This window comes from Streptomyces bullii (genome assembly GCF_042657145.1).
Taxonomy (GTDB): domain Bacteria; phylum Actinomycetota; class Actinomycetes; order Streptomycetales; family Streptomycetaceae; genus Streptomyces; species Streptomyces bullii.
In genome coordinates, this window is record NZ_JBHSNY010000005.1 from 411,041 (window position 1) to 437,054 (window position 26,014).

The following is a 26,014-nucleotide window of genomic DNA, read 5'->3' on the forward strand; positions in this document are numbered from 1 at the left end:
TCGACGATGCTGTTCGACGGGGCAGGACCGGGCCAGGCATCACACCGGCAACTCTGACCGGAAATTGCCGCCGGGCGCGGTGATCCGGGTCGGGGGCCGGCGGCCCGGACCCACCACATCCGGCCAGGGCGACCCCTCAGATCCACCCCCGCTTGGCGGCCCGGTAGCCCACCTCGAAGCGGCTCTCCGCGCCGAGGCGGGCCGAGAGGTCTGCCACGACACGGCGGACGGTGCGCAGGGAGACTCCGAGGCGGCGGCGTACCGCCTCGTCGGTGAGGCCGCGCGACAGCAGTCGGAGCAACTCCCGCTCCTGCGGGCTCAGTCCGTGCTCGTCGGCCTCCGTGTCGGTGCCGAGCGCGACCGCGTTCTCCCACACACTCTCGAAGAGCGCCGACAGCGCGGCGAGCACACCGGGCGCCGTGATCTGGGTGACGCTGCGCCAGGGGTCGTCGGGGTCGACGGGCAGCAGCGCGAGTTCACGGTCGACCAGGAACATGTGGACCGGCAGCGACGGCACCGTCCGCACCGGCCCGCCGAGTTTCTCGCAGCGGGCGGCCCGGCGGGAGGCCCGGGCGTCGCCGCGGATGCTGTCGGTGTAGACGGTGCGGCTGTGCACGCCCCGCCGCCGGACCTGCAACTCCAGCGCGGAGGCGGCATCCAGCCAGCTGCCGGTCCTGCCGCCGCCGGGGATGAAGGCCAGCCACTCGGTCTGCGCGGAGCCGGCCAGTTCGCGCAGCCGTTCGGTCACGGCCTCCTGGCCGGTCACGTACGCCTCGTCGGCGCCGAGGCCGCCGGGGTGGCGGTCGGCGAACTGGTCGAGGAGGTCGAGGACGGCGGCGCGGTCCTCCTCGAAGTCCTTGAGGCGGTCCTCTATGCCCGCGATCTGCCGCAACAGCAGGGTCTTGAGCCCCAGATGGGGGTCGACGAGCAGCCCGAGCCCCTCGCCCTGCGGGCGCAGCAGGTCCAGTTTCTCCAACTGGTCCAGCGCCGCCTGCACTTGGGCCAGCGGCAGGCCCAGCTGCTTCGCCAGGTCCTCCACGTCCTGGGGGCTGCCGGTGATCAGCTTTCTGTAGACGGCGTCGGTAAGGTTGTCAAACCCTAGTCTTCCCAATTGTCCGAGTCGTCCCAGCATGGAGAGACGATCCCCCTATCCCCGTTACCTACGGCACACACCTCGCGTGGTCAGTCGCACAGGCGTGCACCCGGATACGAGCTTTTTACCGGACGGGGCTTCCCTCTGACACCGGGGATGTGAAATGAGACGTGCGATCGGGTTCGTGATCGTCCCGTGACGTGGTCTTGTGAGGAGCGTGAAGGTGATCGCCGGTCTGGTCCCCGCCGGGGTATACGCCAAGGACGCCTTCGGCGACCGCGGCCCTCTGGCCGACGTGACACTCTTCCCGGCCGAACTGACCGCGGTCCAGGGGGAGTCGGAGGACCGCCGCAGGGAGTTCACCACCGTCCGGGGCTGCGCCCGCGCCGCCCTGGCGGAACTCGGGGTGGCTCCGGCACCGCTCGTGCCGCGGGCCCTGGGCGCACCGCGCTGGCCGGCCGGCGTCGTCGGCACCATGACGCACTGCCGGGGTTACCGTGCCGCCGCCGTGGCCCGCGCCGCGCGGTTCGCAGCCCTCGGGATCGACGCCGAGCCGCTGGAGCCGCTGCCGCCGGCGGTCGCGGCACGCATCGCCAACGCGCGTGAGTCGGCGTGGCTGCGCGACGACTTCGCCCCGGCCGGACCGCCGCCCGAGCGACTGCTCTTCAGCGCCAAAGAAGCGTCCTACAAGGCGTTCTCACCCTGGCTGGGCGATCGTTTCGGTTTCCGCGACTTCACGGTGCGCATCCGGCCGGACGGCACGTTCCGTGTGACACCGCCGGATTCGGGCACCCCCCTTCCTGCAACGGTGGACAAGGATCTGACCGGTTATTGGATCGCCCGGCACGGATTCGTGGTGACCGTGGTGGCGGTGCCCGGCGGCCGGCCCTCTTGATGACACGTGCACGTGGTATTCCAGCGGGTTCGGATCAGCAGGCCCGGCGTGCCTCGGCCGGGTTTCTGGTCGAAATCCCAGACGGCATTCGGGATACCGGCACCGCTGGCACCATGCTGCCAGGCAGCACTTGCTGCCATTGCCGACGGCCTTTTGGCAGATATCCTGTTCGAGCAGCGTCTGCGACGAAACCGCAGGCGCTGCTCGACCGTTCGGAAAGCGCACCACGATTAACTCGACAAGCGCGCATCCGGGACCACCCATATCCTGCCGCACCGATGGACCTTCCCCCGGGGTCACGGCGCGCCGCCGGACGTTCACCGGCAGGTCGCCGCCGATTCGCGTGCGCGCTGCGCGCGGCATATCGCACGAGATATCCGGAGGGAATTCTTCCACATGCAAATTCCCAGCGAGTCCTTCCCCTTCCACAGAACGGATATGCACAGCCTGCGGGACTTCCTGCTCCACCAGCGCAGGGTGTCCGGCTGGACGCAGGAAGAACTCTCCGAGAGGTCCGGGGTGAGTGTCCGCACCATCCGGAACCTGGAGACGGGGGCCAACACCAATCCGCGCCGCAGCTCGGTGGCCCTGCTGCTGAGCGCGTTCGGCGCCTCGACGGCCGCGCTGACCGAGGTGCCTCCCCTGGAGGGCGGCTGGCCGGCCGGACCCGCACCGCACGCGGACCTGCCCAGGCCCGGCCCCTCCGGACCGCCACCGTGGCGTGGGCCCCGCCCGCTGCCGGACCCCCTGGTGGGACGCCAGGCCGACGTACGCCACGTGCTCGCCGCCGTGCAGCGCAGCAGGCTGGTCGTCCTCACCGGCACCTGCGGTGTGGGCAAGACCCGCCTGGCCCTCGCGGCGGCGGCCCGGCTGCTCCCGCTGTTCTCCGGCGGCGTCGCGGTCGCGGAGCTGCACGACTGCCCGCCCGAGCACGTCGACCCCCACCTCGCGGCCCGCGAGCTCGACAGAATCACGGGGGAACTGACCGATTGGGACGGCTCTACGCGCGATGACCCCAGTGCGCGCAGGCAGCTGCTGGTCCTCGACAGCGCCGAGCACGTCGTACAGCAGACCGCGAGGGTCGCCCGCAGGCTCCTCGACGAGCACCCGGGCCTCCACCTGCTGGTCACCTCGCGCCGCACCCTGGCCGTGGGCGCCGCCGAGACCTGGGAGGTCGAGCCGCTCCGCGCCGACCTCCAGGGCGGCGGGGACGCCTCCGTGCCGAGCGCGGTGGAACTGCTCCTGCGCCGCGTCCAGTCCAGCCTGCCCACGCTCGACCTGAGCAGCCGTCTGCCACTGGTCAGCAGGTTGTGCGGGCTCCTGGACGGCATACCGCTGTCCATCGAGATAGCCGCCCAGCGGCTCCGCTCCCTGCCGCTCACGTCCCTTCTCCACGACGGGACGCTCTTCCACCTGCTCGACCACGTCGACGCCGGCGACCTGTCCCGGCACCGCACACTGTCGGGCAGCGTGCGGTGGAGCTACGAGCTGCTGCCCGCCGCCCACCGCGAGCTGCTGCACCGGCTGGCCGCGCTGCCGGACCCCTTCTCCCTGGACGACGCGCTGACGGTGCGGCAGCCGGCCGGTCCGGCCCGGGCCCCGCACATCGCCCATCTGCTGGCGGAACTCGCGGACGCCTCACTGGTGCAGATCCACCGCGAGAGGCAGTACACGTACCGGATCCCCGCACTCGTACGGCACTTCGTGGCCCAGCTGGACGGGACGCCGAAGAGCTCCGCTCCCCAGCGCGTCCTGATCCCCGAGCGTCACCGGTCCCTCGCAGACGACGGCGCCTGGCGCTCCGCCAGTTGACGGAGCGCCAGGCGAGGGGTCACTCACCGGCCCGCCTCACCCGCCGGCGGCGGCCTTGACGGTCCGGAGCGAGAAGTACTCCGGGCCGTCCAGACCGGCGAGGACCCGCTCCTCCAGCCACGGCAGGAACGTCTCGTCGAGGTCGACGGCGGGGTCCAGGCGCTGCAACAGCCGCTGCAGGACCAGCACCAGCCAGCCGGTGCCGCCCGGCCGGGCGCGCTCCGCCCCGAACGAGTGGAGCCAGGTGTACAGGCAGGAGGCCGCCGCGTGGTGCACGCAGTGCTCCGCCGCCAGGTCCTGGCCCTCGGTGGAGACCGCGTCGAACGCGTCGGTGTCGACGCGGGCGTAGCAGGCCGCCCGGCGGTCGCTCAGCGCGCCGAGGACCTTCATCAGCGCCGCGCCCTCCTCGGCGGGCAGCTCGCGCTCCGCCAGCCGGCCCGCCTCGGCGACCGCCGCGGACCAGCCGCGGGTGATCTCGTCCTCGGCGGCGTTGGTCAGCCGCAGCGCGCGCCCGGAGGGCTCCCACCGCGGAGCCTCCTCGGACCAGTCGAACAGACGGCGCAGCAGCTCGTCGCCGCCGCGGGCCGGACGGTCCGCCACCCGGGCCACGGCCCGCAGCTGCGCCGCGATGCCGTGCAGGTTGACGTGTGTGGTGCCCTCGAAGATGCTCGCGATCGCGTGGTCGCGCTGGAGCTTCTGGAAGGCCCCGTGCGCCACCCCCTCGCGCAGGTAGCTGCGGGCGCCCAGGACGCGGGCGGCCTCCTGCACGACCTCCTCGCCGAGGGTGGGCACGAGGTACTTGACGACCGAGGACCACAGGCTGAGCCGGGACGGTGCCACGGTCAGCGAACGCGCCACCGGCAGCGCCGTGCACTCGGCGATCAGCAGGTCGAGGTAGCCGCGCAGCAGATGCCGCCGGATCACGGGGATCCGGTAGATCTCCTGCCCGTACAGCACCCGCTCCCGGGCGTGGCGCAGGGCGATGCGCAGCACCGAGTCCATCGTGCCGAGGGACAGCGCGCCGATCGCCGTGCGGGTGATCTGCAGGACCTGGAGCACCTCGGCCAGGCCGGCGCCGGGGCGGCCGAGCAGGGCGCCGGCGGGCACCCGGGTGTCCCGGAAGGTGATGCCGCTCAGGTCGTGGCCGCGCAGGCCGACCGTGCGCACGAACGGATGGTTGTCCCAACTGGCCTCGTCCAGGTCCCGCTTGTCGAGCAGCAGCAGCGAGGAGCCTGCCCCTTCGAGGTGCGCGTAGACGGTGACGAAGCGGCCCCGGGTGGCGTTGCCGACGGGCCACTTCTCGCCGTTGAGGACGTAGCCGTCGCCGGCGAGGGCCGCCGTCGTCTCGTTGGTGCCGAGGTCGCTGCCGTGGTCCGGTTCGGAGACGGCGAAGCAGGCGAGGTCGCCGGAGAGCAGACCCTGGGCCACCTCGGCGCGCTGCTCGTCGTCGCCCCACAGCCACACGGAGTTGACCCCGAGCACGGCGGAACCGAACATCACCGCGATCGTCAGGTTGCGGCGGGAGAGCGAGCGGGTCAGCAGGAACAGCTGCTCCAGGTTGCGCAGCCGGCCGCCGAACTCCTCGGGCACCAGGTGTTCGGCGAAGCCCCACTGCCGGACCAGGTCGACCGCGCCCGGCGGCAGGGACCCGTTCTCCTCGTGCTCGACGATCTCGGCGAAGCTGAACGGGCCGCTCGGCGCGTCCGTGTCCCCCAGCGCCCGGTCCAGGTCCGCGGCGAGGGCGAAGGCGGGGCGGTCGAAGGGCTGCCCGGTCATGCCAGCGGGCTTTCGACGCCGTAGCGGGCGAAGACGTCCGAGACGACCTCGTCGTCGGCGAGCTGGGCCCGGCCCTCGGCGATCTCGGTGCGGACCAGCTCGATCACGTCGCTGACGCGCTGGAGCTTCATGGCCTCCTCGGGGTTGAGCGACCTGAGGCCGTACAGCTCCTCCAGGTTGTAGCCGAGTTCGGCGAGCACGAGGGAGTGGAAGCCGAGGTCGCCGATGAGGCGCAGGTCCGGTCCGGCCTGCTCGACCTTGCGCGGTGCGATCAGCTTGACCATACCGCTCACGATGGTGGCGACGGCGTCGGTGCCTATGGCGGCAGGAGTGTTCGTCATGCGCGTCACGCTAGGCGCGGGCGACCTCGCGCCCCAGGCAATCGACCCGGCAGGGACGCGGCAACTCCCGTGCTTGACCCACCGATTCGGACGAAGTTGCCGCGGCGCTGCCTGGTCGGCGCCGACCGCAGTACCGAGGCTGGCCTTCATGAGCCCATCCGACGCCACCACCACGAACGCCGCCTGGATCAGCGCCCGGTACGCCGCCGGGCCGCCCCGGTCGCGGCTGATCTGCCTGCCGCACGCCGGAGGAGGCGCCGGCTCCTTCGGCTCCTGGCGGCCGCACCTGCCCGAGGGGGTCGAGCTGGCGCCGGTCGAGCTGCCCGGCCGCGGCTCCCGTATCGACGAACCGGTGCCGCGGGACTTCGACGCGCTGGTGGACGCCCTCTTCGAGGGGCTGCGGGGCGAGTTCACGCTGCCGTACGCGCTGTTCGGGCACAGCTACGGCGCGGTGCTCGGCTACGAGCTGACCCGGCGGATCGAACGGGAGATAGCGGGGGGCGCGGCCCTGCGGGCACCGCGCGCCCTGCTGGTGTCGGGGTCGCGCGCACCGCACGTGCCGCTGTACCGGGAGCCCGTCGGGGAGGGTGACGACGCGTCGCTGATCGCCTGGCTGCGGCACAGCGGCGGACTGCCGGAGGAACTCCTCGGCTTCCCCGACTTCCTGCGGGAGCTGCTGCGCGCGGTCCGTGCCGACATGCGGTTCGCGGAAGGCTACCTCGTGCCGCGGCCGGTCGCGGTGGGCTGCCCGCTGGTCGCGCTGGCGGGCGCCGAGGACACGGTGTCGCCGGTGGACCGGGTGGAGCCGTGGTCCCGGTACACGACGGCCGCGCACCGGATGCGCGTCCTGCCCGGCGGGCACCACTTCCCGCAGACCCATGCCCGGGCCACGGTGTCCGCGGTGCTGGAGGAACTGGCCGCCCTGGCGCCGCTGTAGGCGGCATGCGCGGCATGCGCGGCACTTGCGGCCCGGACGGCCGTACGGCCCCGCCGGTGGCGCGGCGGGGCCGTACGGGGAGGCGGTCTAGCGTTCCGGTACGAGCGTGACCGGCAGGGACGACAGGCCGCTGAGGAAGTTGGAGTAGACGTACCCCGGCTCGCCCGCCGGCTCCGCCACGGCGACCCGCTCGCACAGGCTCTCCAGCAGGGCCGTCAGCTCGGCCCGGGCCAGGAACGCGCCGAGGCAGAAGTGCGGCCCGTGCGCGAACGTCAGGTGCTTGTTGGGGGTGCGCGCCAGGTCGAACACCTCGGGCCGGTCGAAGAGTCTCTCGTCGCGGTTGGCGGAGGCCATCCAGGCGGTGACGATGTCGCCCTCCTCGACGAACTGGCCGCCGAGGAACACGTCCTGGGTGGCGGTACGGCCGCTGTGCAGGGCGGGCGTCGTCCAGCGCAGCACCTCCTCGACCGCCGAGGCCGTGCTCACCTGCCCGGTCTTGAGCGCCTGCCACTGGCCGGGCCGCTCCATCAGCGCCCGCAGGCCGCCGATCATGGCGAACCGGGTGGTCTCGTGGCCGCCCATGATGATGCTGTAGCAGTTGAAGACGATCTGCTCGTGCGTCAGCGGCCGGCCGTCGATCTCCTTGGTCACCAGGAGGCTGACCACGTCGTCGAGGGGCTTGGCGCGGCGCGCGGCGGCCAGTTCCGAGAAGTAGAACAGCAGGCCGTTGCGCGACGACCAGGTCGCCTCCTCGGTGGGCGCGCCGTCCGCCGAGGACAGGGCGGAGGAGGTGAGGTCGATGATGTGCTGCCGGTCCGACGGCGGCACGCCGAGCAGGTCGCAGATCGCGGCGAGCGGGATGTGCGCGGCGACGTCCGCGGCGAAGTCCACCGTGCCCCGCCGCACCGCCTCCTCGACCAGGCCACGGGTGCCGCGCCGCACGCTGTCGACGACGACGTCGAGCGCGCGCGGCGAGAACGGCTTCAGCAGGGCGCTGCGCAGTGCCTTGTGCGGCCCGCCGTCCGTGACGGCGAGCATCTTCCCGGCGGCCGAGTCGCCGCCGGCGAGCAGCGTGTCCAGCACGTTGCCGCGCTCGGAGGTGAAGGTCGCGGTGTCGTTGAGCACCGCCACGACGTCGTCGTAGCGGCTGACCACCCAGAACCCGGGCTGGTCACCGCGTTCGGGCTGCCAGTGCACGGGCGCTTCGGTGCGCAGGCGGTGCCACAGCGGGCCCAGGTCGTGGCGGGCGTGCAGCAGCGGGTCGGCGAGGTCGACGTCGTCGAGGGCGTCCGGGGCGAGCGCGGGTCGGGTGGTCAGGGCGGTCATGGGCGTCCTCCGGCTGAGGTCCGAACGCGGGCGGGGAGGCGAGGGGCGGGCACGGTCACGACGGCGCCTCCAGGGGGCCGGGGAAGAACGCGGTGGTGGCTCCGGCGGTCTCGGCGCCGTCCACCGTGAACTGCTGCCCGGAGACGAACGACGCCTGCGGGGAGGCCAGGAAGTGGAAGACGTCGGCGATCTCCTCGGGCCGGGCGTGCCGGCGGGCCGGGATGCGCTCGTTGACCTCGTCGAGCATGGCGTCGGTGTACTCGGCGCGCTGCATGGGCGTCAGCACGGCGCCGGGCGCGACGCAGGCGGTGCGGATCAGGGGCGCCAGTTCGATGGCGAAGGTCTGGCACAGCGAGGCCACACCGGCCTTGGAGGCGTTGTAGTCGGCGTACAGCGGGTAGCCGCGCGAGCCGTTGACGGACGCGGTGGCCAGCAGCACGCCCCCGCCCTGGCGCAGCAGGTGCGGAACGCTGTGCCGCCACAGGGCGAGGACGCCCATCAGGTTGACGTCCAGGGTGCGCCGGGCCTCGGCCTCGGTGAGGTCGAGGATGCCGTGCCGCACGCTGATGCCCGCGTTGGCGATGACGACGTCGAGCCGGCCGCGCTCGGCCCGCACCTCGTCGACGGCGGCCCGCACCCCCTCCCAGTCGGCCACGTCCCGCTTGATCCAGCGCAGGTGCCCGCCGCCCTCGCGGGGGCCCTGCACCGTCTCCGGTGGCGGGGGCTGCACGTCGAGGTTGACGACGTGGTCGCCGGAGCGGGCGAAGCGCTCGGCGGTGGCGTGCCCGATTCCGCTGGACGCGCCGGAGACGATGACGGTTCGCACGGGTTGCTGCCTTTCTGCACGGCGGTACGACGGGTCGAGGAGAACGAGGTCGGGCGCGGCTCAGACGATGACGCGGTGGTGGTCGAGGGCATAGCCGCTGAAGTTGCGGCGCAGGTTGCGGCTGACGGTGAGCTTCTTGAGCCAGCGGTCGGTGCCGTCGTAGCGGGCGGTGAAGGGCCGACGGCCGTGCACCGCGCGGTAGTTGTCGACGACCAGCAGTGAGCCGGGGCCCACCACGACGTCCTGCTGGACGCGCTGCAGCTCGGCCATCAGCCGGTCCAGGGCGGCCTCGGCCTCGGTGTCGCCGGGCAGGACGTTCATGAAGGGCCGGTCGATGCGCAGATACGGGTTGAGCCGGTCGCCGGAGAGCACGGCGGTCGGCACGGGCCGGTCCCGCATGCCGCGCAGCCGGGGCAGCGCGGGGTGGCCGGGGGCGTACGTCTCCAGCTGCCGGATGTGCTCGGTGTCCGGCATGATGTGGAACCGGTCCTCGGCGAGGACCGTGCGGTCGCGGGCGTCGAGCCGCACGTCGCGCACGGACGCCACGATGGTCGGCACCCGGTCGGGGTTGCGCAGCCCGAACAGCAGCAGGTAGTCGCAGCGGTTGGGATGGAAGCCGTCCTCGGTGTGGAACTCCAGGAGGGTCTCGCTGCCGTGGCCGCTCTGGCGGTCCTCGTCGCCGCGGATGGGCAGGATGTTCTGGATGATGCGGCCGTCCTGGAGGGTGGCCCAGCCGAACGGGTCGCCGAGCGCCAGACCGCACAGGGCCAGCCACAGCTCCTGGGCGCGGGCGCTCTCGCCCTGGACGGCGTCGCGCCAGTGCCGGGGGGTGGGGCCGATCCGCGCGTCGTCCACCGGGAAGCCGTGCACCAGGCAGGCGGCGGACCGCTCGGTGCGGCGGTACGTGGTCAGAAAGGTGCGCAGCCGGGCGGGGAGCAGTTCCTCGGCGGCCTGCGCCTGGTCGTAGAAGTCCGGCAGGGTGGGCGTCGTGCAGGTCTCGCCGAGCTTGTGCGCGGCGGCTTCCAGTTCGGCCACCTCGTCGGCGTCGAGGTGGAACTCGGCCGGCGCGTCGAGCGGGCCCGGGGTGGCCGCGGCCGGGCGGGACGCGCGGGGGGTCGGAAGGGTCTGGGTCATGTCGGTGTCCTCACCGGTCGGGACCACGAGGGTCGTCATGGGCGTTCGGTCCTGTGCGGTCCGCGCCCGTGGCGGGCCGGATCGCGTGGCGGTACGCGCCGGACCGGCCGAGCAGGGTCCCGGCCTGGGTGTGGTCCAGCGGTGGTGCGGGGTGGTGTGCGTGTGTGGTCGTGCGGGTGTGGTGCGTGGCGGCCGTGCCGTGATGCCTGCACGGTCGCGCGGTGGTGCGTGTGCGGCCGTGCCGTGGTGCCGGTACGGGTGGTGCTGTACGGGTGCGGGTGCGGGCGCGGGCCCGCGTCACCGGGCGGGGCGGTGGGTGTCCCGGGGGCCGGCCGGCCCCCGGGGGGTCCCGCTCAGCCCCGCCAGTCCTCGGCGAACTCGGCGAGTTCGTCCTGGTCGAGGGTGATCAGAGGCTCCTCGGCGTCGACGGCCTCGTCGGCCGGGGCGAGGTCCTTCACGGAAGTGGCGAGCGCGGCCACGGTCTTGTGCGTGAACACGTCCCGGGGCGTCATGTCCAGGCCCTCCGCCCGGGCCAGCGTGACGAGCCTGATGGAGACGATGGAGTCGCCGCCCAGGTCGAAGAAGCTGTCGTCGATGCCGATCCGTTCCGTCCCGAGGGCCTTGCCGAACAGCGCGCACAGTTGCTCCTCGCGCGGGGTGCGCGGGGTGCGGCTGTCCGCGGCGGCGGTGAAGTCCGGCGCGGGCAGGGCGTCCCGGTCGAGCTTGCCGCTCGGCGTGACCGGCAGCCCGTCCAGGGTGACCACGGCCGCGGGCACCATGTACTCGGGCAGTGCGGCCCCGACCCGGCCGCGCAGCGCCGCCGGGTCCGGCCGCTCGCCGTCCACGGGCGCCACGTACGCCACGAGGCGGCGCACGCCGGGCTGGTCCTCGCGGACCACCACGGCCGCCTGCGCGACCGCCGGGTCCTCGGCCAGGACGGCCTCGATCTCCCCGGGTTCGATGCGGAAGCCGCGCACCTTCACCTGCCGGTCGGCCCGGCCCAGGTACTCCAGGGTGCCGTCCGGCCGGCGGCGGGCCAGGTCGCCGGACCGGTACATGCGCGCCCCGGGGTCCCCGTAGGGGTCGGCCACGAAACGCTCGGCGGTCAGCCCGGCCCGGCGCAGGTACCCGCGTGCCAGGCCCTCGCCCGCGAGGTACAGCTCGCCCGGAGCGCCCACCGGTACCGGCCGCAGCGCGCTGTCCAGCAGGTACACCCGGGCGCCGACGACAGGTTCGCCCAGCGGCGGGGCGGCCCGGCCCGCCAGAGGGCGGCTCATCGTCACCATGACGGTGGCCTCGGTCGGGCCGTAGGCGTTGACCATGCGCCGCCCGGCCGACCAGCGTTCGACCAGGTCGGGCGGGCACGCCTCGCCGCCCACCACGAGGGTGACCCCGTCGGGCAGCCCGCCCTCGGGCACGACGGCCAGCGAGGACGGCGGCAGCAGCAGCGTGGTCACGCCGTGCCGGGCCACCGTCGCCGCGAGCGCGGGACCGGGCAGCAGGTCGTCGGCGGGCGCGGTGACCGCGGCGGCCCCGGTGAGCAGCGCGGTGGCCAGCTCCCACACCGAGGCGTCGAAGCTCGGCGAGGCGAACAGCAGGACCCGCTCGTCCGGGCGCAGGGCCAGTCCCCGGCACTGCTGGGCGACGAGGGCCGCGAGGCCAGCGTGGGGCACCAGCACACCCTTGGGCCGGCCGGTGGATCCCGAGGTGTAGATGAGGTACGCGGTGGTGCCGGGCCGCAGCGGCGCGGTGCGCTCCTCGTCGCCCAGGTCGGCGTCGGACCGTCCCGCCGTCAGCTCCGGCGCGATACCGAAAGGTTCGTCCGGGCCGGGGGTGACGCCGCCGTCGCCGTCCAGGCACAGGGCCGCTCCGGCCCCCGCCTCGGTCATCAGCGCGGCGCCCTCGGCGGTGGTCAGGACGAGGTCGGGCCGCGCGTCGGCGAGGACGTACCGCAGCCGTTCCAGCGGATAGCCGAGGTCCAGCGGCAGGTAGGCGGCTCCGCTCTTGAGGACCGCCAGGACGGCCAGGACGGACCGCGCCGACCTGGGCACCGCGACCGCGACGACGCTCTCCGGGCCGATGCCGCGGGCGGCGAGGGCCCGGGCGAGCCGGTTGGCCCGCGCGTTGAGCTCGCCGTAGGTGACCTGGTGCGGGCCGTCGTACACGGCGACGGCGTCCGGCCGTTCCCGCACCCGCTGCTCGAAGAGCGCGGGGAACGTCGTGCGCGACGGCGAGGCCTCGTCCGGTTCGGCGGCGGCCAGGAGGTCGGCGCGTTCGGCCGGGGTGAGCAGTTCCAGGCGGCCTACGGGGGTCGCCGGGTCGTGGACGAAGGTGTCCAGGACCACGCGCACCCGGTCGAGGAGCCGGCGGGCCGTCTCGGCGGTGAACAGGTCGGCGCGGTAGGTCAGTTCGAGACTGAGCCGCTCGCCGGGCACGACGACCAGGCTGAACGGGTAGTGGGACGCGCCGGGCGCGGGCTCGTCGTCGACGGAGATCCGCAGCCCGGGCACCTGCTCCTGGACGGAGTCGCGGTCCACGGGCGTGTTCTCGAAGCCCACCACGGTGTCGAAGAGCTCGCCGAGCCCGGCCACGCGCTGCACCTCGGCGAGCCCGAGGTGCTGGTACGGGCGCAGTCCGGCCTGCTCGGCCTGCAGGGCGGCGAGGGCGTCCTGGAGCGGCCGTGCCGGGTCGAGGGCGACGCGGACGGCGACGGTGTTCATCAGCAGGCCGACCATCTCCTCGGCGCCCGCCAGCTCGGGCGGACGTCCGGCGACGGTCGCGCCGAACACGACGTCGTCACGGCCCAGGAACTGCCCCAGCGCGACCGCCCAGGCGCCCTGGACGAGGGTGTTGAGGGTCAGGCCCGCGGCGCGTGCCGCCGTGGCGAGGGTCTCGGTGGCCCGCGTATCGAGGGCGGTGGCGACCAGCTCCGGCAGGGTGGCGGTGGCCGGCTCGGAGCCGGGCGCCACCAGGGTCGGCTCCTCCAGCCCGGCCAGGGCGTCGCGCCACGCCTGGACGGCCCGTTCCTCGTCCTGGGCGCCGAGCCAGCGCAGGAAGCCGTCGAACGGCACCGGACGGCGGTCCGGCCCGGCCCCGCCGCGGGCGTAGAGGGCGAACAGGTCGCGGAAGACCAGGGGCAGCGACCAGCCGTCGAGGAGCATGTGGTGGTGGGTCACCAGCAGCACGTGCTCCCGCTCCGCGAGCCGGATCAGGGCGACGCGCAGCAGCGGCGGCCGGTCCATGTCGAAGCGCCGCACCCGGTCCTCGGCCAGCAGCTCGGCGAGCCGCGCGCGCCGCGCCTCCTCGTCCAGGCCGGTCAGGTCGATCTCCTGCCAGGGCACGGTGACGTCCTCGTGCACGACCTGCACCGAGCGGCCCGAACCGAGTGACACGAACGAGGCGCGCAGGGCGGGGTGCCGGGCGACCAGGGCGTCGCACGCGGTGCGCAGGACGGCCGGGGACAGCTCCCCGGTGAGCCGCAGCGGCCGCTGGGTGACGTACACGTCGATGGCGTCGGTGGCCATCAGGGCGTGGAAGTGCATGCCCTGCTGGAGCGGGGTGAGCGGCAGGACGTCGGCGATCCGCCGTCCGTCCGGGTCGAGTTCGGCGCGCTCGGCGTCGTCGAGGACGACCAGCGGTCCGGCGGCGGGCGCGGCGGTGCCGTCTTCCGGCCGGTCGGCGTCCGGCACGTCCTGGGCGACCTCGGCGAGGCGGGCGACGGTCCTGTGGACGAAGATGTCCTTGGCGGTCAGCAGCAGCCCGGCCCGGTGGGCGCGGGCGGCCAGCCGCATCGAGGTGATCGAGTCGCCGCCCAGGTCGAAGAAGCTGTCGTCGACGCCGATCTCCTCCCGTCCCAGCACCTCGGCGAACACCTCGTGCAGCAGCCGCTCGCGCGGGCTGCCAGGTGCCCGGTAGGCCTGGGTCCCACCGAAGACGGGGGCGGGCAGGGCCTTGCGGTCGACCTTGCCGTTCGGGGTGAGCGCGAACGCGTCCACCACCATCACCTGGGCCGGGACCATGTACTGCGGCAGCGCCCGCGCCACCCGGGCGCGCAGCTCCTCGGGGTCCGGCCGGGCGTCGGCGGCGGGGCGCACGTAGCCGACGACGTGGCGGGTGCCGGCCTCGTCGGCGGGCGCCGCCACCACAGCCTGGGCGACGCTGTCGTCGGCGGCCAGGACCGCCTCGATCTCACCGAGTTCGATGCGGTGGCCGCGCACCTTCACCTGGAAGTCGGAGCGGCCCCGGTACTCCACCGTGCCGTCCGCGCGCCGCCGCCCCAGGTCCCCGGTGCGGTACATGCGTGCCCCGGGCGGGCCGACCACGTCCGCCACGAACCGTTCGGCGGTCAGCGCCGGACGTCCCAGGTAGCCCCGCGCCACCCCGTCACCGGCGATGTAGATCTCCCCGACCACACCGTCCGGGACCGGGCGCAGGAAGTCGTCCAGTACGTACACCCGGGTGTTGTCGGCCGGGCCGCCCAGGGAGGGCCGGTCCGCTCCGTCGGCGTGGCAGAACATCGCGTCCACGGTGCACTCGGCGGGGCCGTACAGGTTGTAGAGGGACAGCCCGGGGACGGTGCGCAGTTCGGCCCACAAATCGTCGCCGACCTCCTCGCCGCCGAGGGCGAGGGTGGACACCCGGTGCCGTGCGCTGTCGAAGACGCCGGCGGCCAGCAGCTGCCGGGCGACGGAGGGCGTGGTGTCGAGGACGTCGACGGCCGCGTCGGCCACGTAGCCGACGAGGGCCAGGGCGTCCTTGCGCACGGTGTCGTCGACGATGTGCAGTTCGTGACCGGCGACCATCCACAGCAGCTGGCTCCAGGAGGCGTCGAAGCCGAGCGAGTTGGTGAGCGCGGCGCGCAGCCGCCGGCCGCCCGCCCCGGCCCGCTCGGGCTCGAAGTAGTTCGCCCGGTGGCTGTGGAACATGTTGACGAGGTTGCGGTGCTCGACGGCGACGCCCTTGGGGCGGCCGGTGGAGCCGGAAGTGTGGATCACGTAGGCCAGGTCGGTGGGGTGCAGCGGCCTGGTCCGGTCGTCGTCCGTGAGGTCCGAGTCGTCCTCGGGCAGCTCGGCCTCGTCGACGAGGAGCGCCGGGACGCCGTCCGGCAGGGCGTGCGCGGTCGGGGCTGCGGCCAGGACGAGGGTGGGTGCGGCCTCCGCGCAGAGCGCGGCGATCCGCTCGGCGGGGTGGCCGGTGTCGATCGGGAGGTATCCGGCGCCCGCCTTGAGCACCGCGAGGATCGCGGTGACCGTCCCGGTGGTGCGGGGCAGGGCGATGCCGACGAGCCCGCCCGGGCCGGCGCCGTGCGCCCGCAGCAGCCGGGCGAGCCGGTTGGCCTCCGCGTTGAGCCGTCCGAAGGTCAGGCCGGTGGTGCCGTCGACGGCGGCAAGGGCGTCGGGGGTGCTGCGGGCCTGCTCCTCGAACAGGTCGGGCAGCGTCCGCGGCGGGTGGGCCGCGGTGCGGCCGGTGGCCGTGCGCAGGAGGTCGCACAGGCCGTCCTCGGTCCACACGGGCAGCTGCGCGGCGGGCCGTTCGGGCCGTTCGGCGATCTCCACCAGGACGGTGCGCAGCCGGTCGAGGACGGTGGTCGCGGCCTCGGCGGTGTAGACGTCCTCGCGGTAGTTGAGCTCGAAGCGGAGGCGTTCGCCGGGGTAGACGGCCAGGCTGAGCGGATAGTGGGTGCCCTCCGGCGTGTCCTCCACGGCGTCGCGCAGCACGGTGACGGTGAGCCCGGCCACCGAGGCGCCCTGGGCGGCCTGCTCGACGGGGAAGTTCTCGAACGCCAGGGTGGTGTCGAAGAGTTCGCTGACGCCGACGGCCTTGTGGATGTCGGACAGGCCCAGGTACTGGTGGTCGGCGAGAGCGGTCTGCTCGTCCTGGACACGGGCCAGCAGACGGGTCACCGGTTCGGCCGGGTCCACGCGGACCCGCGCGGGCACGGTGTTGATCAGCAGGCCGACCATGCGGTCACTGCCCGCGAGCTGCGGGGGGCGTCCGGCGACGGTGTTGCCGAACACGACGTCCCGGCGTCCGGTCAGGGAGGTCAGCAGCAGCGCCCAGGCGCCCTGGACGAGGGTGTTGACGGTGAGTTCGCGGGCGCGGGCGGCGGCCGCGATCCGGGCGGTGGCCGCCTCGGGCAGCTCAGCGACGACGCGCCGCTGGCCGCGGTCGGAGGCACCGGTGCCCGCTCCGCCGGCCACCAGGGTGGCGCCCTCCACGCCGGACAGGGCGGTGTGCCAGGCGCGTTCGGCCTCGCCGCGGTCCTGGGCGGAGAGCCAGCCCAGGTAGTCGGCGAACGGCACCGCCGGCTCCAGGTTCCCGGCCGTGCCGCCGTCGCGGTAGATGCGGAACAGGTCGCTGAGGACGAGCGGCACCGACCAGCCGTCGAGCAGGATGTGGTGGTGGGTGAGGACCAGGACGTGCCGGTCGGGCGCCATCCGGACCAGGGTGAACCGCAGCAGCGGCGGCCGGGCCATGTCGAAGCGGCGGGCCCGGTCCTCGGTCAGCAGCCGCGACAGACGCACCTCGCGCTCGGACTCGCCGAAGCCGGAGAGGTCGACCTCCTCCCAGTGCGGCTCCACCGCTCGGGCGACGGCCTGGACGGCCTCGCCCGAGCGGCGCCTGAGGAACCCCGCGCGGAGGCTCCCGTGGCGGTCCAGCAGTGCGGCGCTGGAGCCGCGCAGCACCTCCGTGTCGAGGGCACCGACGAGTTCCAGAGGTGTCTGCACGTTGTAGAAGTCGACGTCGTCGCCATCGACCCGTCCGCCGTCGAAGAGGGCATGGAAGAGCATGCCCTGCTGGAGCGGGGTCAGCGGCAGGACCGCTTCCAGGGACGTCTGTCTCACGGTGTTGTCTCCCACTGGGCTTCGAGCTCGTCGAGTTCGTCCGCGTCGATCCGCACCAGGCCGTCGCCGCTCGGGGCGTCGGCGGCGGGGTCGATGTCCTGGGCGACGCCGGCGAGGCGGGCGATGGTCTTGTGGACGAAGATGTCCTTGGCGGTCAGCAGCAGCCCGGCCTGATGGGCGCGGGCGGCCAGCCGCATCGACACGATCGAGTCGCCGCCCAGGTCGAAGAAGCTGTCGTCGACGCCGATCTCCTCCCGTCCCAGCACCTCGGCGAACACCTCGTGCAGCAGCCGCTCGCGCGGGCTGCCAGGTGCCCGGTAGGCCTGTGCGGCGCGGAAGGACGGGGTGGGCAGGGCCTTGCGGTCGACCTTGCCGTTCGGGGTGAGCGCGAAGGCGTCCACCACCATCACCTGGGCCGGGACCATGTGGTCGGGAAGCGTGCGGGCGACCCGCTCGCGCAGCTCCTCGGCATCCGGCCGGGCTGCGTCGGCGGGGCGTACGTAGCCGACGACGTGGCGGGTGCCGGCCTGGTCGGCGGGCGCCGTCACCACGGCCTGGGCGACGGTGTCGTCGGCGGCCAGGACCGCCTCGATCTCGCCGAGTTCGATGCGGTGGCCGCGGATCTTGACCTGGAAGTCGGAGCGTCCGGAGTACTCCACCACGCCGTCCGCGCGCCGCCGTCCGAGGTCCCCGGTGCGGTACATCCGCGCGCCCGGCGGGCCGGACACGTCCGCCACGAACCGCTCGGCGGTCAGCCCCGGACGCCCCGTGTAGCCCTGGGCCACCTGGGCGCCGGCGATGTAGATCTCCCCCACCACACCGGGCGGCACGGGCCGCAGGAAACCGTCCAGCACGTACACCCGCAGGTTGGCGAGAGGCGTGCCGACCGGTACGGCGGTCAGGTGCTCGTCGGCCGAGGCCGGGCCGGTGGTGGTGTAGACGGACACCTCGGTCGGGCCGTACTGGTTGTGCAGTTCGGCTCCGACCACGGCGTGGAAGCGGTCGGCGAGGGCCCGGGTCAGCTGCTCGCCGCCGACGAAGACCCGGCTGAGGCTGTCGCACCGGTCACTGCCGGGTTCGCGCAGGAAGACCTCCAGGGTGGAGGGCACGAACTGGGCGACGGTGACGCCCTCCTCGCGGATCAGGCCGGGCAGATAGCCCGGGGCGTCCTCGCCGTCGGGCCGCGCCACGACCACGGCGGCGCCGTGCAGCAGCGGCCAGAAGATCTCCCACACCGACGGGTCGAAGCTGAGCGAGGTGCGCTGCAGCACCCGGTCATGCGCCCCGAGCGGGTGGCGTTCCTGCATGCCGGCCAGGTAGTTGGCGACACCGGCGTGGGTGACGACGATGCCCTTGGGCCGGCCCGTCGAGCCCGAGGTGTACACCACGTACGCCGGGTGCTCGGGCAGCAGGCGCGGGGCCGGAGCGGGCGCGTCGGCGACCGGGCCGAGGGAGGCCAGGAAGGCGTCGTCGACGACGAGGACGGGCCGGGCCTGGTCCAGCATGTGCCGGATGCGCTCGGCCGGGTAGTCCGGGTCGAGCGGCAGGTAGGCGGCGCCCGCCCGGTGGATCGCGTGCAGGACGACGACGGTCTCGACGGAGCGGCGCAGCCGGACCGCGACGACCTGGCCCGGGGCCGCGCCCTTGGCCGCCAGGGCGGCGGCCAGATCGCGGGCGCGGGCGTCCAGCTCGGCGTAGCTGACGCGTACGCCGTCGCAGACGACCGCGACGGCGTCCGGGGTGCGGCGGGCCTGCGCGGCGAACAGCTCGGGCAGTGTGGCGGCCGGAACGGGGCGCGCGGTGGCGTGGACGGCGTCCGCCAGGTCGCGCCGCTCGGCGTCGGTGAGCAGCCGCGTCCGGCCGACCGGGCGATCCGGGTCGGCGACGAAGGTCTCCAGGGCGAGGCGGAGCCGGGTGGCGCAGTCCTCGGCGTCGGAGGCATCGAACACCTCGCCCCGGTAGGTGAGTTCGAGGCGCAGCCGCTCGCCGGGCACCACGGAGAGGCTGAGCGGGTAGTGCGTGCCGCCGGTGGGGTCGGACTCCTCGACGGTGATGCGCAGCGCCCTCGCCTGGTGCAGGATGCGCGCCCGGTCGATCGGCGCGTTGCCGAACACCACGGAGGTGTCGAAGAGTTCGCCGTGCCCGGCGAGCCGGTGCAGGTCCGGCAGGCCGAGGTGGTGATGGTCGGCGAGTTCCGCCTGCTCGCCCTGCACCCGGGCCAGCAGCCCGGCCAGGGGTTCCTCGGGCCGCAGCCGGACCCGGACGGGGACGGTGTTCATCAGCAGGCCGACGATCTCGTCCACCCCGGCGAGCCGCGGCGGACGGCCGGAGACGGTACCGCCGAATACGACGTCCTCGCGCCCGGTGAGGGTGTGCAGCAACAGCGCCCAGGCGCCCTGCACCACGGTGTTGAGGGTCAGGCCGCGGGCCCGGGCGGCGCGTTCCACGGCGGCGGTGAGCCCGGCGGGCAGTTCGGTGACCAGCAGGCGCGGCAGGGCGTCGATGCCGCCGGGCCGGGCCGGGGCCACCAGGGTGGGGCCGTCCAGGCCGGCGAGCACGTCGCGCCAGGCCCGCTCGGCCGCGTCCCGGTCCTGCCGCGCGGCCCAGGCGAGGTAGTCGCGGAACGGTACGGGGGCGGGCAGTGCCGCGCCGTCGTCGTGGAGGAAGGCGAGCAGGTCGCGCAGGACGAGCGGCAGCGACCAGCCGTCGAAGAGGATGTGGTGGCTCGACAGGACGAGCAGGTGCCGTTCGTCCTCCAGCCGGACCAGGCTGAAGCGCAGCAGCGGCGGGTCGGCCAGGTCGAAGCGGGTCCGCTTGTCCCGGGCGAGCAGTTCGGCCAGGCGGGCGTCCCGTTCCTCCGCCGCCAGGGCGCGCAGGTCGTGGTGGTGGACGGGCACCGTGACGTGCCGGGCGACGAGCTGGAGCGGTTCGCCCGCCGCGGACTGGGCGAACCCGGCGCGCAGTGCGGTGTGCCGCTCCACCACGGCCTGGCAGGCCCGGGTGAAGGCGTCGGCCGACAGCGGTCCGGCCAGGCCGAAGACCTTCTGCACGGTGTAGGCGTCGGCGCCGTCGGTGAAGCGGGCGTGGAAGAGCATGCCCTGCTGCAGGGGGCTCAGCGGCAGCACGTCCTGGAGGCCGCTGACGCCGTCGGCGCCCGGGGCCCGCCAGGTCCGCTCCAGCCGGGCCCGCTCCTCGGCGGGCAGCGGAACCAACCGCGCGTCGGGCTCGGTCGGTTGGTCCTGTGAGGTCTGCCCCGACGGTTCGGGCGCCTCGGCCGCCGCGTGCTCGGCCAGCGCTGCCACCGTCTTGTGCGCGAACACGGCCTGCGGGGTCAGCGGAAGGCCGGCCCGGGTGGCCCGGGAGGCGAGCTGGGCCGCGACGATGGAGTCGCCGCCGAGTTCGAAGAAGCTGTCGTCGATGCTCACGCCGGTCGCGCCGAGCAGTTCGGCGAACAGCCCGCACAGCAGCGTCTCCCGCTCGTCGCGCGGGGCGCGTCCGGCCGCGGAGCCGGTGTACTCGGGGGCGGGCAGCGCCCGGTGGTCCAGTTTGCCGCTGGGGGTCAGCGGCAGGTCGGGCAGGACCACCACGGCGGCCGGGACCATGTACGAGGGCAGTGCGCGGCCGACGAGGTCCCGCAGGGCAGTTGGGTCGGGCTCGGCGGCACCGGGCGCGGGGACGACGTAGGCGGCCAACTGGCGTACGCCCGGCCGGTCCTCGCGGACCACGACGCTGACCCGGCCGACGGCGGGGGCCTGCGCGAGGACGCTCTCGATCTCGCCGAGCTCGATGCGGAAGCCGCGCACCTTGACCTGGCGGTCGGTGCGGCCGAGGTAGGCCAGCTCGCCGTCCGGGGTCCAGCGGGCCAGGTCGCCCGTACGGTACATGCGGGTGCCGGCCGGACCGTAGGGGTCGGCGACGAACCGCTCGGCGGTCAGGCCCGGGCGGCTCAGATAGCCGCGGGCGAGCCCGTCGCCGCTCAGGTACACCTCGCCGGCGACGCCGGGCGGCACCGGCCGCAGGGCGGGGTCGAGCACCCGGACCCGCGTGCCGGGCACGGTGCGGCCCATGGGCGGGACGGTCCGGCCGGACAGCGGCGGCGTCTGGGTCGCGATGACCGTCGACTCGGTGGGGCCGTACGCGTTGACCATCCGCCGGCCCGGGGACCAGCGGGCCACCAGCTCCGGCGAGCAGGCCTCGGCGCCGACGACCAGCGTGACGCCCTCGGGCAGCCCGTCCGGTGGCATGGCGGACAGCGCGGAGGGCGCCATCAGCAGGCAGTCGACGCCCAGTTCCCGCACCAGGCCGGCCAGCAGCGGCCCGGGGGTGAGCCGGTCCGCCGGGGCGACGACGAGGGCGGCGCCGGTCAGCAGCGCGGTGACCAGCTCCCACACCGAGGCGTCGAAGCCGGGCGACGCGAACTGCAGCACCCGGGTGTCCGGGGTGACGTCCAGCAGCGCCTTCTGGTGGGCGAGCAGCCCGGCCAGGCCGGTGTGTGTGACGACGACGCCCTTGGGGCGGCCCGTCGAACCGGAGGTGTAGATGACGTACGCCGGGTGCGCGGGCCGCAACGGCGCCCGGCGGTCGCCGTCGCCGAGGTCGGTCTCCGGCAGGTCGGGCAGGGGCCTGCCGGTGGGGCTGTCCGCGTCGTCGAGGTACAGCCGCTCGACCCGCGGGGCGAGGTCGGGGTCGTCGGTGGCGCGGGTGGTCAGCAGGATCATCGGTGCCGTGTCGTCGAGCATGGCGGTGACCCGCGACCGCTGGTAGGCCAGGTCGATCGGCAGGTACGCCGCGCCCGACTTCAGCACCGCCACGACGGCCGTGACGGCGGCGATGCCGCGCGGCAGGGCCACGGCCACCACCCGCTCGGGTCCGGCGCCGCGCGCGACGAGCGCGCGGGCCAGCCGGTTGGCGCGGGCGTTGAGCTCGGCGTAGTCGACCGTGCCGGCCGCGCAGACCACCGCGGGACGGTGCGGGGTGGCCCGGACCTGGGCCTCGAACAGCTCGGCGAAGGTGCGGGCGGGCACCGGGGCGGTGTGGCCGGCGAGCTGTCCGGCGGCGAGCACCTCGGTGCGCTCGGCGCCCGTCAGGACGTCGATGCCGGCGAGCGGCATGTCGCCCGGCGCGCCGAGGAAACGGGTCAGGAACGCGGTGAACCGGTCCTGGTGCGCGGCCAGTTCGGCGGCGGTGTAGCGGTCGGGGTTGGCCTCGAACTCGATCCGCATGCCCCGGCCGTCCGGTCCGGGGTGGCAGGTGAGGTTGAGGTCGGTGACCGGGCCGCCGGACAGCGCGGTCAGAGTGGCCTCGCGGCCCGCGAAGTTGCTCTCGGAGCCGGACGGCATGATGTTGACCAGCACACCGAACAGCTGCTCGTTCGATCCGAGCATGCGCAGGTCGCGCCGCAGGTCGTCGTAGGGGTGGCGCTGGTGTGTGAGGAGTTCGCCGAGCCGCCGCGCGACGTGCCGGACCAGCTGGGTGCGGCCTGCGGCGGGGTCGACGCTGAGCCGCAGCGGAAGCGTGTTGGAGAGCATGCCCGGCACGTTCTGGGAGCGCGCGCCGAGCCGCGCCGTGACGGGGACGCCGAGGGTGAGGTCGCCGGCTCCGGTCATGCCGTGCAGATAGGCGGCGACGGCCGCCAGCATCACCACGGTCCACGGGGCGCGGGCGTCGCGTCCGGCGGTGCGCAGCGCCGCCTGGTCGGTCTCGGGCAGTTCGGTGGTCGCGGCCAGCGCGATGGTGGAGGCGCCGGTCGGCACGCCGGCTGCGAGGCTGACGGTCTCGGGCCGGTCGCCGAACCGGCCGGTCCAGTACGCCTTGTCCGTCTCGTACTCCGCGGACGCGCGGTATTCGGCCTCGTCCGCGAGGATGTCCGTGAGCGGGCCGAGCGGACGTCCGGACAGTTCCTCGCCGGCGCTGAGGGCCTCGTACACCTCGGCGATCCGCCGCGAGTGCAGCACCGATCCGAAACCGTCGGACAGGATGTGGTGGCTGCGCTGGTACCAGAGGTAGTGGTCGTCGCCGACGCGCATCAGGACGTGCGCGGACAGCGCGTCGGTGAACAGGTCGTTGGCGGTGCGGCGGTCGCGGTCCATCAGCGCGTGGGCCGCGGCGAACGGGTCAGGTTCGGCGCTGAGGTCGAGCTCCTGCCACGTCGAGCAGCCCGGGGCGACCGGGCGCTGGTAGGGACCGTCGGGCAGTTCGACGAACTCGACGTCGAAGCTGCCGCTCTCCCCCTCGGCCTGGCGGACCGCGCGGGCCAGCAGCGGGCCGTCCACCGGGCCACGGATCTCCATGACGACCACGGTGTTGAAGGCCGGGTTGCCCGGATCGAGCCGCTGGGCGAAGAAGACGCCCCGCTGGGCAGCCGTGAGCGGGAGGAGCCCGCTGCCCGCGGGACGGGGTGAGGTCTCTGCGTCACGTGAAGTCATTCGCGTCGTCAACCGCTCTCTCGTGAACCGCTCTGTCGTGCGCTCGAAGGGCCGGGAGCTGGTAATGCGCGACGATGCTGCCCCGGTCGCGCGGCCCCTCACCAGGCAACCGACCGGCAATCGCGGTGCCCGGTGAAGATGCCGCCCGACGCCGGTCGAGTTACCGGCCGCTTGCCTGGCGGACCGGTCGGCGGCGCGGTGAGGATGCGCGGAGTCCGGTGCGCCCACCACCCCCGACGGGCGCACCGGACCGGCCCTGAAACCCCGGAGAGGACGAGGACGTTGGGAATCCCGGACCGAGGTCTGCTCGAGTGGCTGGATGAGGCGTCCACCGAGCGTGGCCTGTACTACGCGAACAAGGACGACGGCTGGGACTTCTGGTCCTACCGTGATCTGCGCGACCTGGTGCTGCGCACGGCCGCCGCCCTGCGGGCGGACGGTGTCCGAGAGGGCGACGTGGTGGCCTTGGTCCTGCGGTCCAGCCCCGGCTTCGTGGCCGGGTTCTTCGGCGCGCTGGCCGCCGGTGCGACGCCGTGCTCCATCGCGCCGCCGTTCGCCTTCCAGCGGGCGGACGAGTACGAGAAGCACGTGGCCCGCCTGTTCGAGACGGCGAACCCGCGGCTCACCCTCTGCGACGACGAGTCGCTGGAGCGGATCCGCAAGCTCTCCGCGGGCCTGGACCTGCCCGAGCCGGTGGTGTTCGACGACCTCGTCGAGGACGTCGAGCCGCTGGCGGGCCCGCTGCCGCTGCCGGAGACGGCGCTGCTGCAGTTCACGTCCGGGTCGAGCGGGTTCTCGCGCGGTGTGCTGATCTCCGCCGAGGCGCTGCGGGCCAACCTGACCGGGATGCGCCGCTGGATCGGCTGGACGCCGGACCTGCCGGGCATCTGCTGGCTGCCGGTCCACCACGACATGGGCCTGGTGGGGTACCTGCTGAACGTCGTCGTCACGGGCAGCGACGGCTGGATGTTCCAGCCCGACGACTTCATCCGCTCCCCGCTGCGCTACCTGCGCTGCATGAGCGAGAACCGCGCGGCCGTGACGGGCATGCCGAACTTCGGGCTGGCGTACATCCTGCGCCGGGTCCGGCCGGCCCAGCTGGAGGGGCTGCGCTTCGACGCGGTACGAGCCGTGATCATCGGCGCGGAGCGGGTCGATCCGCGGGTGCTCCAGGAGTTCCACGAGCGGTTCGCGCCGCACGGCCTGGACCGGGGTGCCCTGCTGCCCGCGTACGGCGGCGCGGAGGCGACCCTCGCGGTGACCGGGCTGCACCCGGGCCGGGGCTGGACGACCGAGGTGCCGGACGCCGGCGACGCCTCCGCCCTGGCGGGGACGGCGGTGGTCGGCTGCGGCACACCGCTGGAGGGCCGTACGGTGACGATCCGCTCCGAGGACGGGCAGGAGCTGCCGGACGGCCAGGTCGGCGAGATCGTCGTCACCGGCGTCTCGCTCGCCAGCGGCTATGTCGGTGACACGAGTTCCGCCTCCGGCACCAGCATCGGCGAGGAGGGGCTCAGCACCGGTGACGCCGGGTTCGTCCGGGACGGACAGCTGTTCGTGATCGGCCGGCTCGGCGACGGGCTCAAGGTGAGCGGGAAGATGGTCTTCGCCGAGAGCCTGGAGACCCTGCTGCACCAGCGGGGCATACCCGAGCGCCAGGTGGCCGTGCTGCTGGGCGTGCGCGACGGCGTGCCGACGGGCGTGGCCGTCTTCGGCGGCGTGCAGCCCGGTTGGCGCGAGCTGGCCCGCGAGGTGCTGTCCGAGTGGCTGGGCGACGCGCGGCTGCTGGGCGTCGAGGTGCCGCGGGGCGGCATCGCGGTCACGTCGAGCGGCAAGCCGCGCCGCCGTGTCATTTGGAAGGCCCTGTGCGCGGGCCGGTACGAGGACGTCACGGCACCACTGACCGCGGGGTGATCCGGCCAACCCGGCCACCCCGCCCAGGGGACCGGCGCGCGATCCGCGCCGGTCCCCTTTCGCACGCGAGTCGGCGACCGACCGCCCCCTGCGCGTACGAGCCGGACGACCGCCGAACACCACCGAGCACCCCGTCATGACATGCCGGGCCCGCTCCCGACGGACGGGATGGCGACCGGCCCGGCAAGGGGGTACGCGACCGAAGAGGGTGAGCGGGGAGAACGAGCGGAACGGCGAGCGGGAACGGCGAGCGGGCGTGGACACGGGCACGGCAAGCAGGACGGCAAGCGGGCACAACGACCGGCCCCGGTAGCCGGACACGGCAACCAGGTACGGCAAAGGGGCGGCGACCTGGCACAACAACCAGGCGCGGCAAGCGGACGACGCCCAGGCACGGCAAGCAGGACCAGCACATCGAGCAGGCGCGGCAAGGAGGCTCCACCACTCGACCGAGGCGGCGCGGCACGCGGACGGCGACAGGGCGCGGCAAGTGGGCGCCGGCCGGGGCACGGAAACCAGGAACGCCAAGCGGGCAGCGACCGGCCACGGAAGTGGGAAGGGCAACCAGGCGGCAACCGGGCACGGCACGCGGGCGCCGGCCAGGCACCGAAACCAGGAACGCCAAGCGGGCGGCGTCCGGCCACGGCAGGCGGGCGCCGGCCCGGGGGCCCGCGGGGACGTGGTGTCTCC

Annotated in this window: 12 protein-coding genes; 4 read left to right on the plus strand and 8 right to left on the minus strand. The window is 74.1% G+C overall.

Annotated elements, in window-relative coordinates; all coding sequences use genetic code 11:
* Positions 1–136: 136 nt before the first annotated feature.
* Positions 137–1,132: a LuxR C-terminal-related transcriptional regulator gene (locus ACFPZJ_RS16550; RefSeq protein ID WP_381021850.1), complete on the minus strand. Its 996-nt coding sequence runs from the start codon at positions 1,130–1,132 to the stop codon at positions 137–139.
* Between the two features lie 184 nt (positions 1,133–1,316).
* Between ACFPZJ_RS16550 and ACFPZJ_RS16555 the strand changes: the two genes are divergently transcribed.
* Positions 1,317–1,988 (plus strand): 4'-phosphopantetheinyl transferase family protein, encoded by a 672-nt coding sequence (locus ACFPZJ_RS16555; RefSeq protein WP_381021851.1) that lies wholly within the window; start codon positions 1,317–1,319, stop codon positions 1,986–1,988.
* A gap of 396 nt (positions 1,989–2,384) precedes the next feature.
* The gene (locus tag ACFPZJ_RS16560; RefSeq protein WP_381021852.1) at positions 2,385–3,800 is read left to right on the plus strand and encodes an ATP-binding protein; all 1,416 of its coding nucleotides are present in this window, start codon (positions 2,385–2,387) and stop codon (positions 3,798–3,800) included.
* A gap of 36 nt (positions 3,801–3,836) precedes the next feature.
* Here the strand turns inward: ACFPZJ_RS16560 and ACFPZJ_RS16565 are convergent, their stop codons facing one another.
* Entirely contained in the window at positions 3,837–5,576 is a 1,740-nt protein-coding gene (locus ACFPZJ_RS16565) for an acyl-CoA dehydrogenase family protein (RefSeq protein ID WP_381021853.1), read from the minus strand.
* On the minus strand, positions 5,573–5,917 hold the full coding sequence (locus tag ACFPZJ_RS16570) for an acyl carrier protein (RefSeq protein ID WP_381021854.1): 345 nt from the start codon (positions 5,915–5,917) through the stop codon (positions 5,573–5,575). The genes ACFPZJ_RS16565 and ACFPZJ_RS16570 overlap by 4 nt, the downstream gene beginning before the upstream one ends.
* A 148-nt stretch (positions 5,918–6,065) precedes the next feature.
* Between ACFPZJ_RS16570 and ACFPZJ_RS16575 the strand changes: the two genes are divergently transcribed.
* Positions 6,066–6,854 carry a thioesterase II family protein gene (locus tag ACFPZJ_RS16575; RefSeq protein ID WP_381021855.1) on the plus strand — a complete coding sequence of 263 codons (789 nt, stop codon included), beginning with the start codon at positions 6,066–6,068 and terminating at the stop codon, positions 6,852–6,854.
* Between the two features lie 87 nt (positions 6,855–6,941).
* Here ACFPZJ_RS16575 and ACFPZJ_RS16580 read toward each other — a convergent pair whose 3' ends face one another.
* From ACFPZJ_RS16580 to ACFPZJ_RS16600, 5 genes are all read right to left on the minus strand, one after another.
* A complete protein-coding gene (locus ACFPZJ_RS16580; protein ID WP_381021856.1) occupies positions 6,942–8,180 on the minus strand; it encodes a cytochrome P450 in 1,239 nt (412 codons plus the stop codon).
* 55 nt (positions 8,181–8,235) lie between these two features.
* On the minus strand, positions 8,236–9,006 hold the full coding sequence (locus ACFPZJ_RS16585; RefSeq protein WP_381021858.1) for an SDR family NAD(P)-dependent oxidoreductase: 771 nt from the start codon (positions 9,004–9,006) through the stop codon (positions 8,236–8,238).
* 60 nt (positions 9,007–9,066) lie between these two features.
* On the minus strand, positions 9,067–10,179 hold the full coding sequence (gene gntD / locus ACFPZJ_RS16590; RefSeq protein ID WP_381021860.1) for a guanitoxin biosynthesis L-enduracididine beta-hydroxylase GntD: 1,113 nt from the start codon (positions 10,177–10,179) through the stop codon (positions 9,067–9,069).
* A gap of 314 nt (positions 10,180–10,493) precedes the next feature.
* Complete coding sequence (locus ACFPZJ_RS16595) at positions 10,494–16,985, minus strand: amino acid adenylation domain-containing protein (RefSeq protein ID WP_381021862.1); 6,492 nt, start codon at positions 16,983–16,985, stop codon at positions 10,494–10,496.
* On the minus strand, positions 16,982–23,410 hold the full coding sequence (locus ACFPZJ_RS16600; protein ID WP_381021864.1) for an amino acid adenylation domain-containing protein: 6,429 nt from the start codon (positions 23,408–23,410) through the stop codon (positions 16,982–16,984). The genes ACFPZJ_RS16595 and ACFPZJ_RS16600 overlap by 4 nt, the downstream gene beginning before the upstream one ends.
* 282 nt (positions 23,411–23,692) lie before the next feature.
* Between ACFPZJ_RS16600 and ACFPZJ_RS16605 the strand changes: the two genes are divergently transcribed.
* On the plus strand, positions 23,693–25,324 hold the full coding sequence (locus tag ACFPZJ_RS16605) for an AMP-binding protein (RefSeq protein ID WP_381021866.1): 1,632 nt from the start codon (positions 23,693–23,695) through the stop codon (positions 25,322–25,324).
* The last annotated feature ends 690 nt before the right edge of the window (positions 25,325–26,014 follow it).

Excerpts from the sequence above, each read along its gene's own strand:
- ACFPZJ_RS16550 (WP_381021850.1), bottom strand. The coding sequence starts at position 1,132 with ATGCTGGGACGACTCGGACAATTGGGAAGACTAGGGTTTGACAACCTT.
- ACFPZJ_RS16560 (WP_381021852.1), top strand. The coding sequence starts at position 2,385 with ATGCAAATTCCCAGCGAGTCCTTCCCCTTCCACAGAACGGATATGCAC.
- ACFPZJ_RS16565 (WP_381021853.1), bottom strand. The coding sequence starts at position 5,576 with ATGACCGGGCAGCCCTTCGACCGCCCCGCCTTCGCCCTCGCCGCGGAC.
- ACFPZJ_RS16570 (WP_381021854.1), bottom strand. The coding sequence starts at position 5,917 with ATGACGAACACTCCTGCCGCCATAGGCACCGACGCCGTCGCCACCATC.
- ACFPZJ_RS16575 (WP_381021855.1), top strand. The coding sequence starts at position 6,066 with ATGAGCCCATCCGACGCCACCACCACGAACGCCGCCTGGATCAGCGCC.
- ACFPZJ_RS16580 (WP_381021856.1), bottom strand. The coding sequence starts at position 8,180 with ATGACCGCCCTGACCACCCGACCCGCGCTCGCCCCGGACGCCCTCGAC.
- gntD (WP_381021860.1), bottom strand. The coding sequence starts at position 10,179 with ATGACGACCCTCGTGGTCCCGACCGGTGAGGACACCGACATGACCCAG.
- ACFPZJ_RS16600 (WP_381021864.1), bottom strand. The coding sequence starts at position 23,410 with ATGACTTCACGTGACGCAGAGACCTCACCCCGTCCCGCGGGCAGCGGG.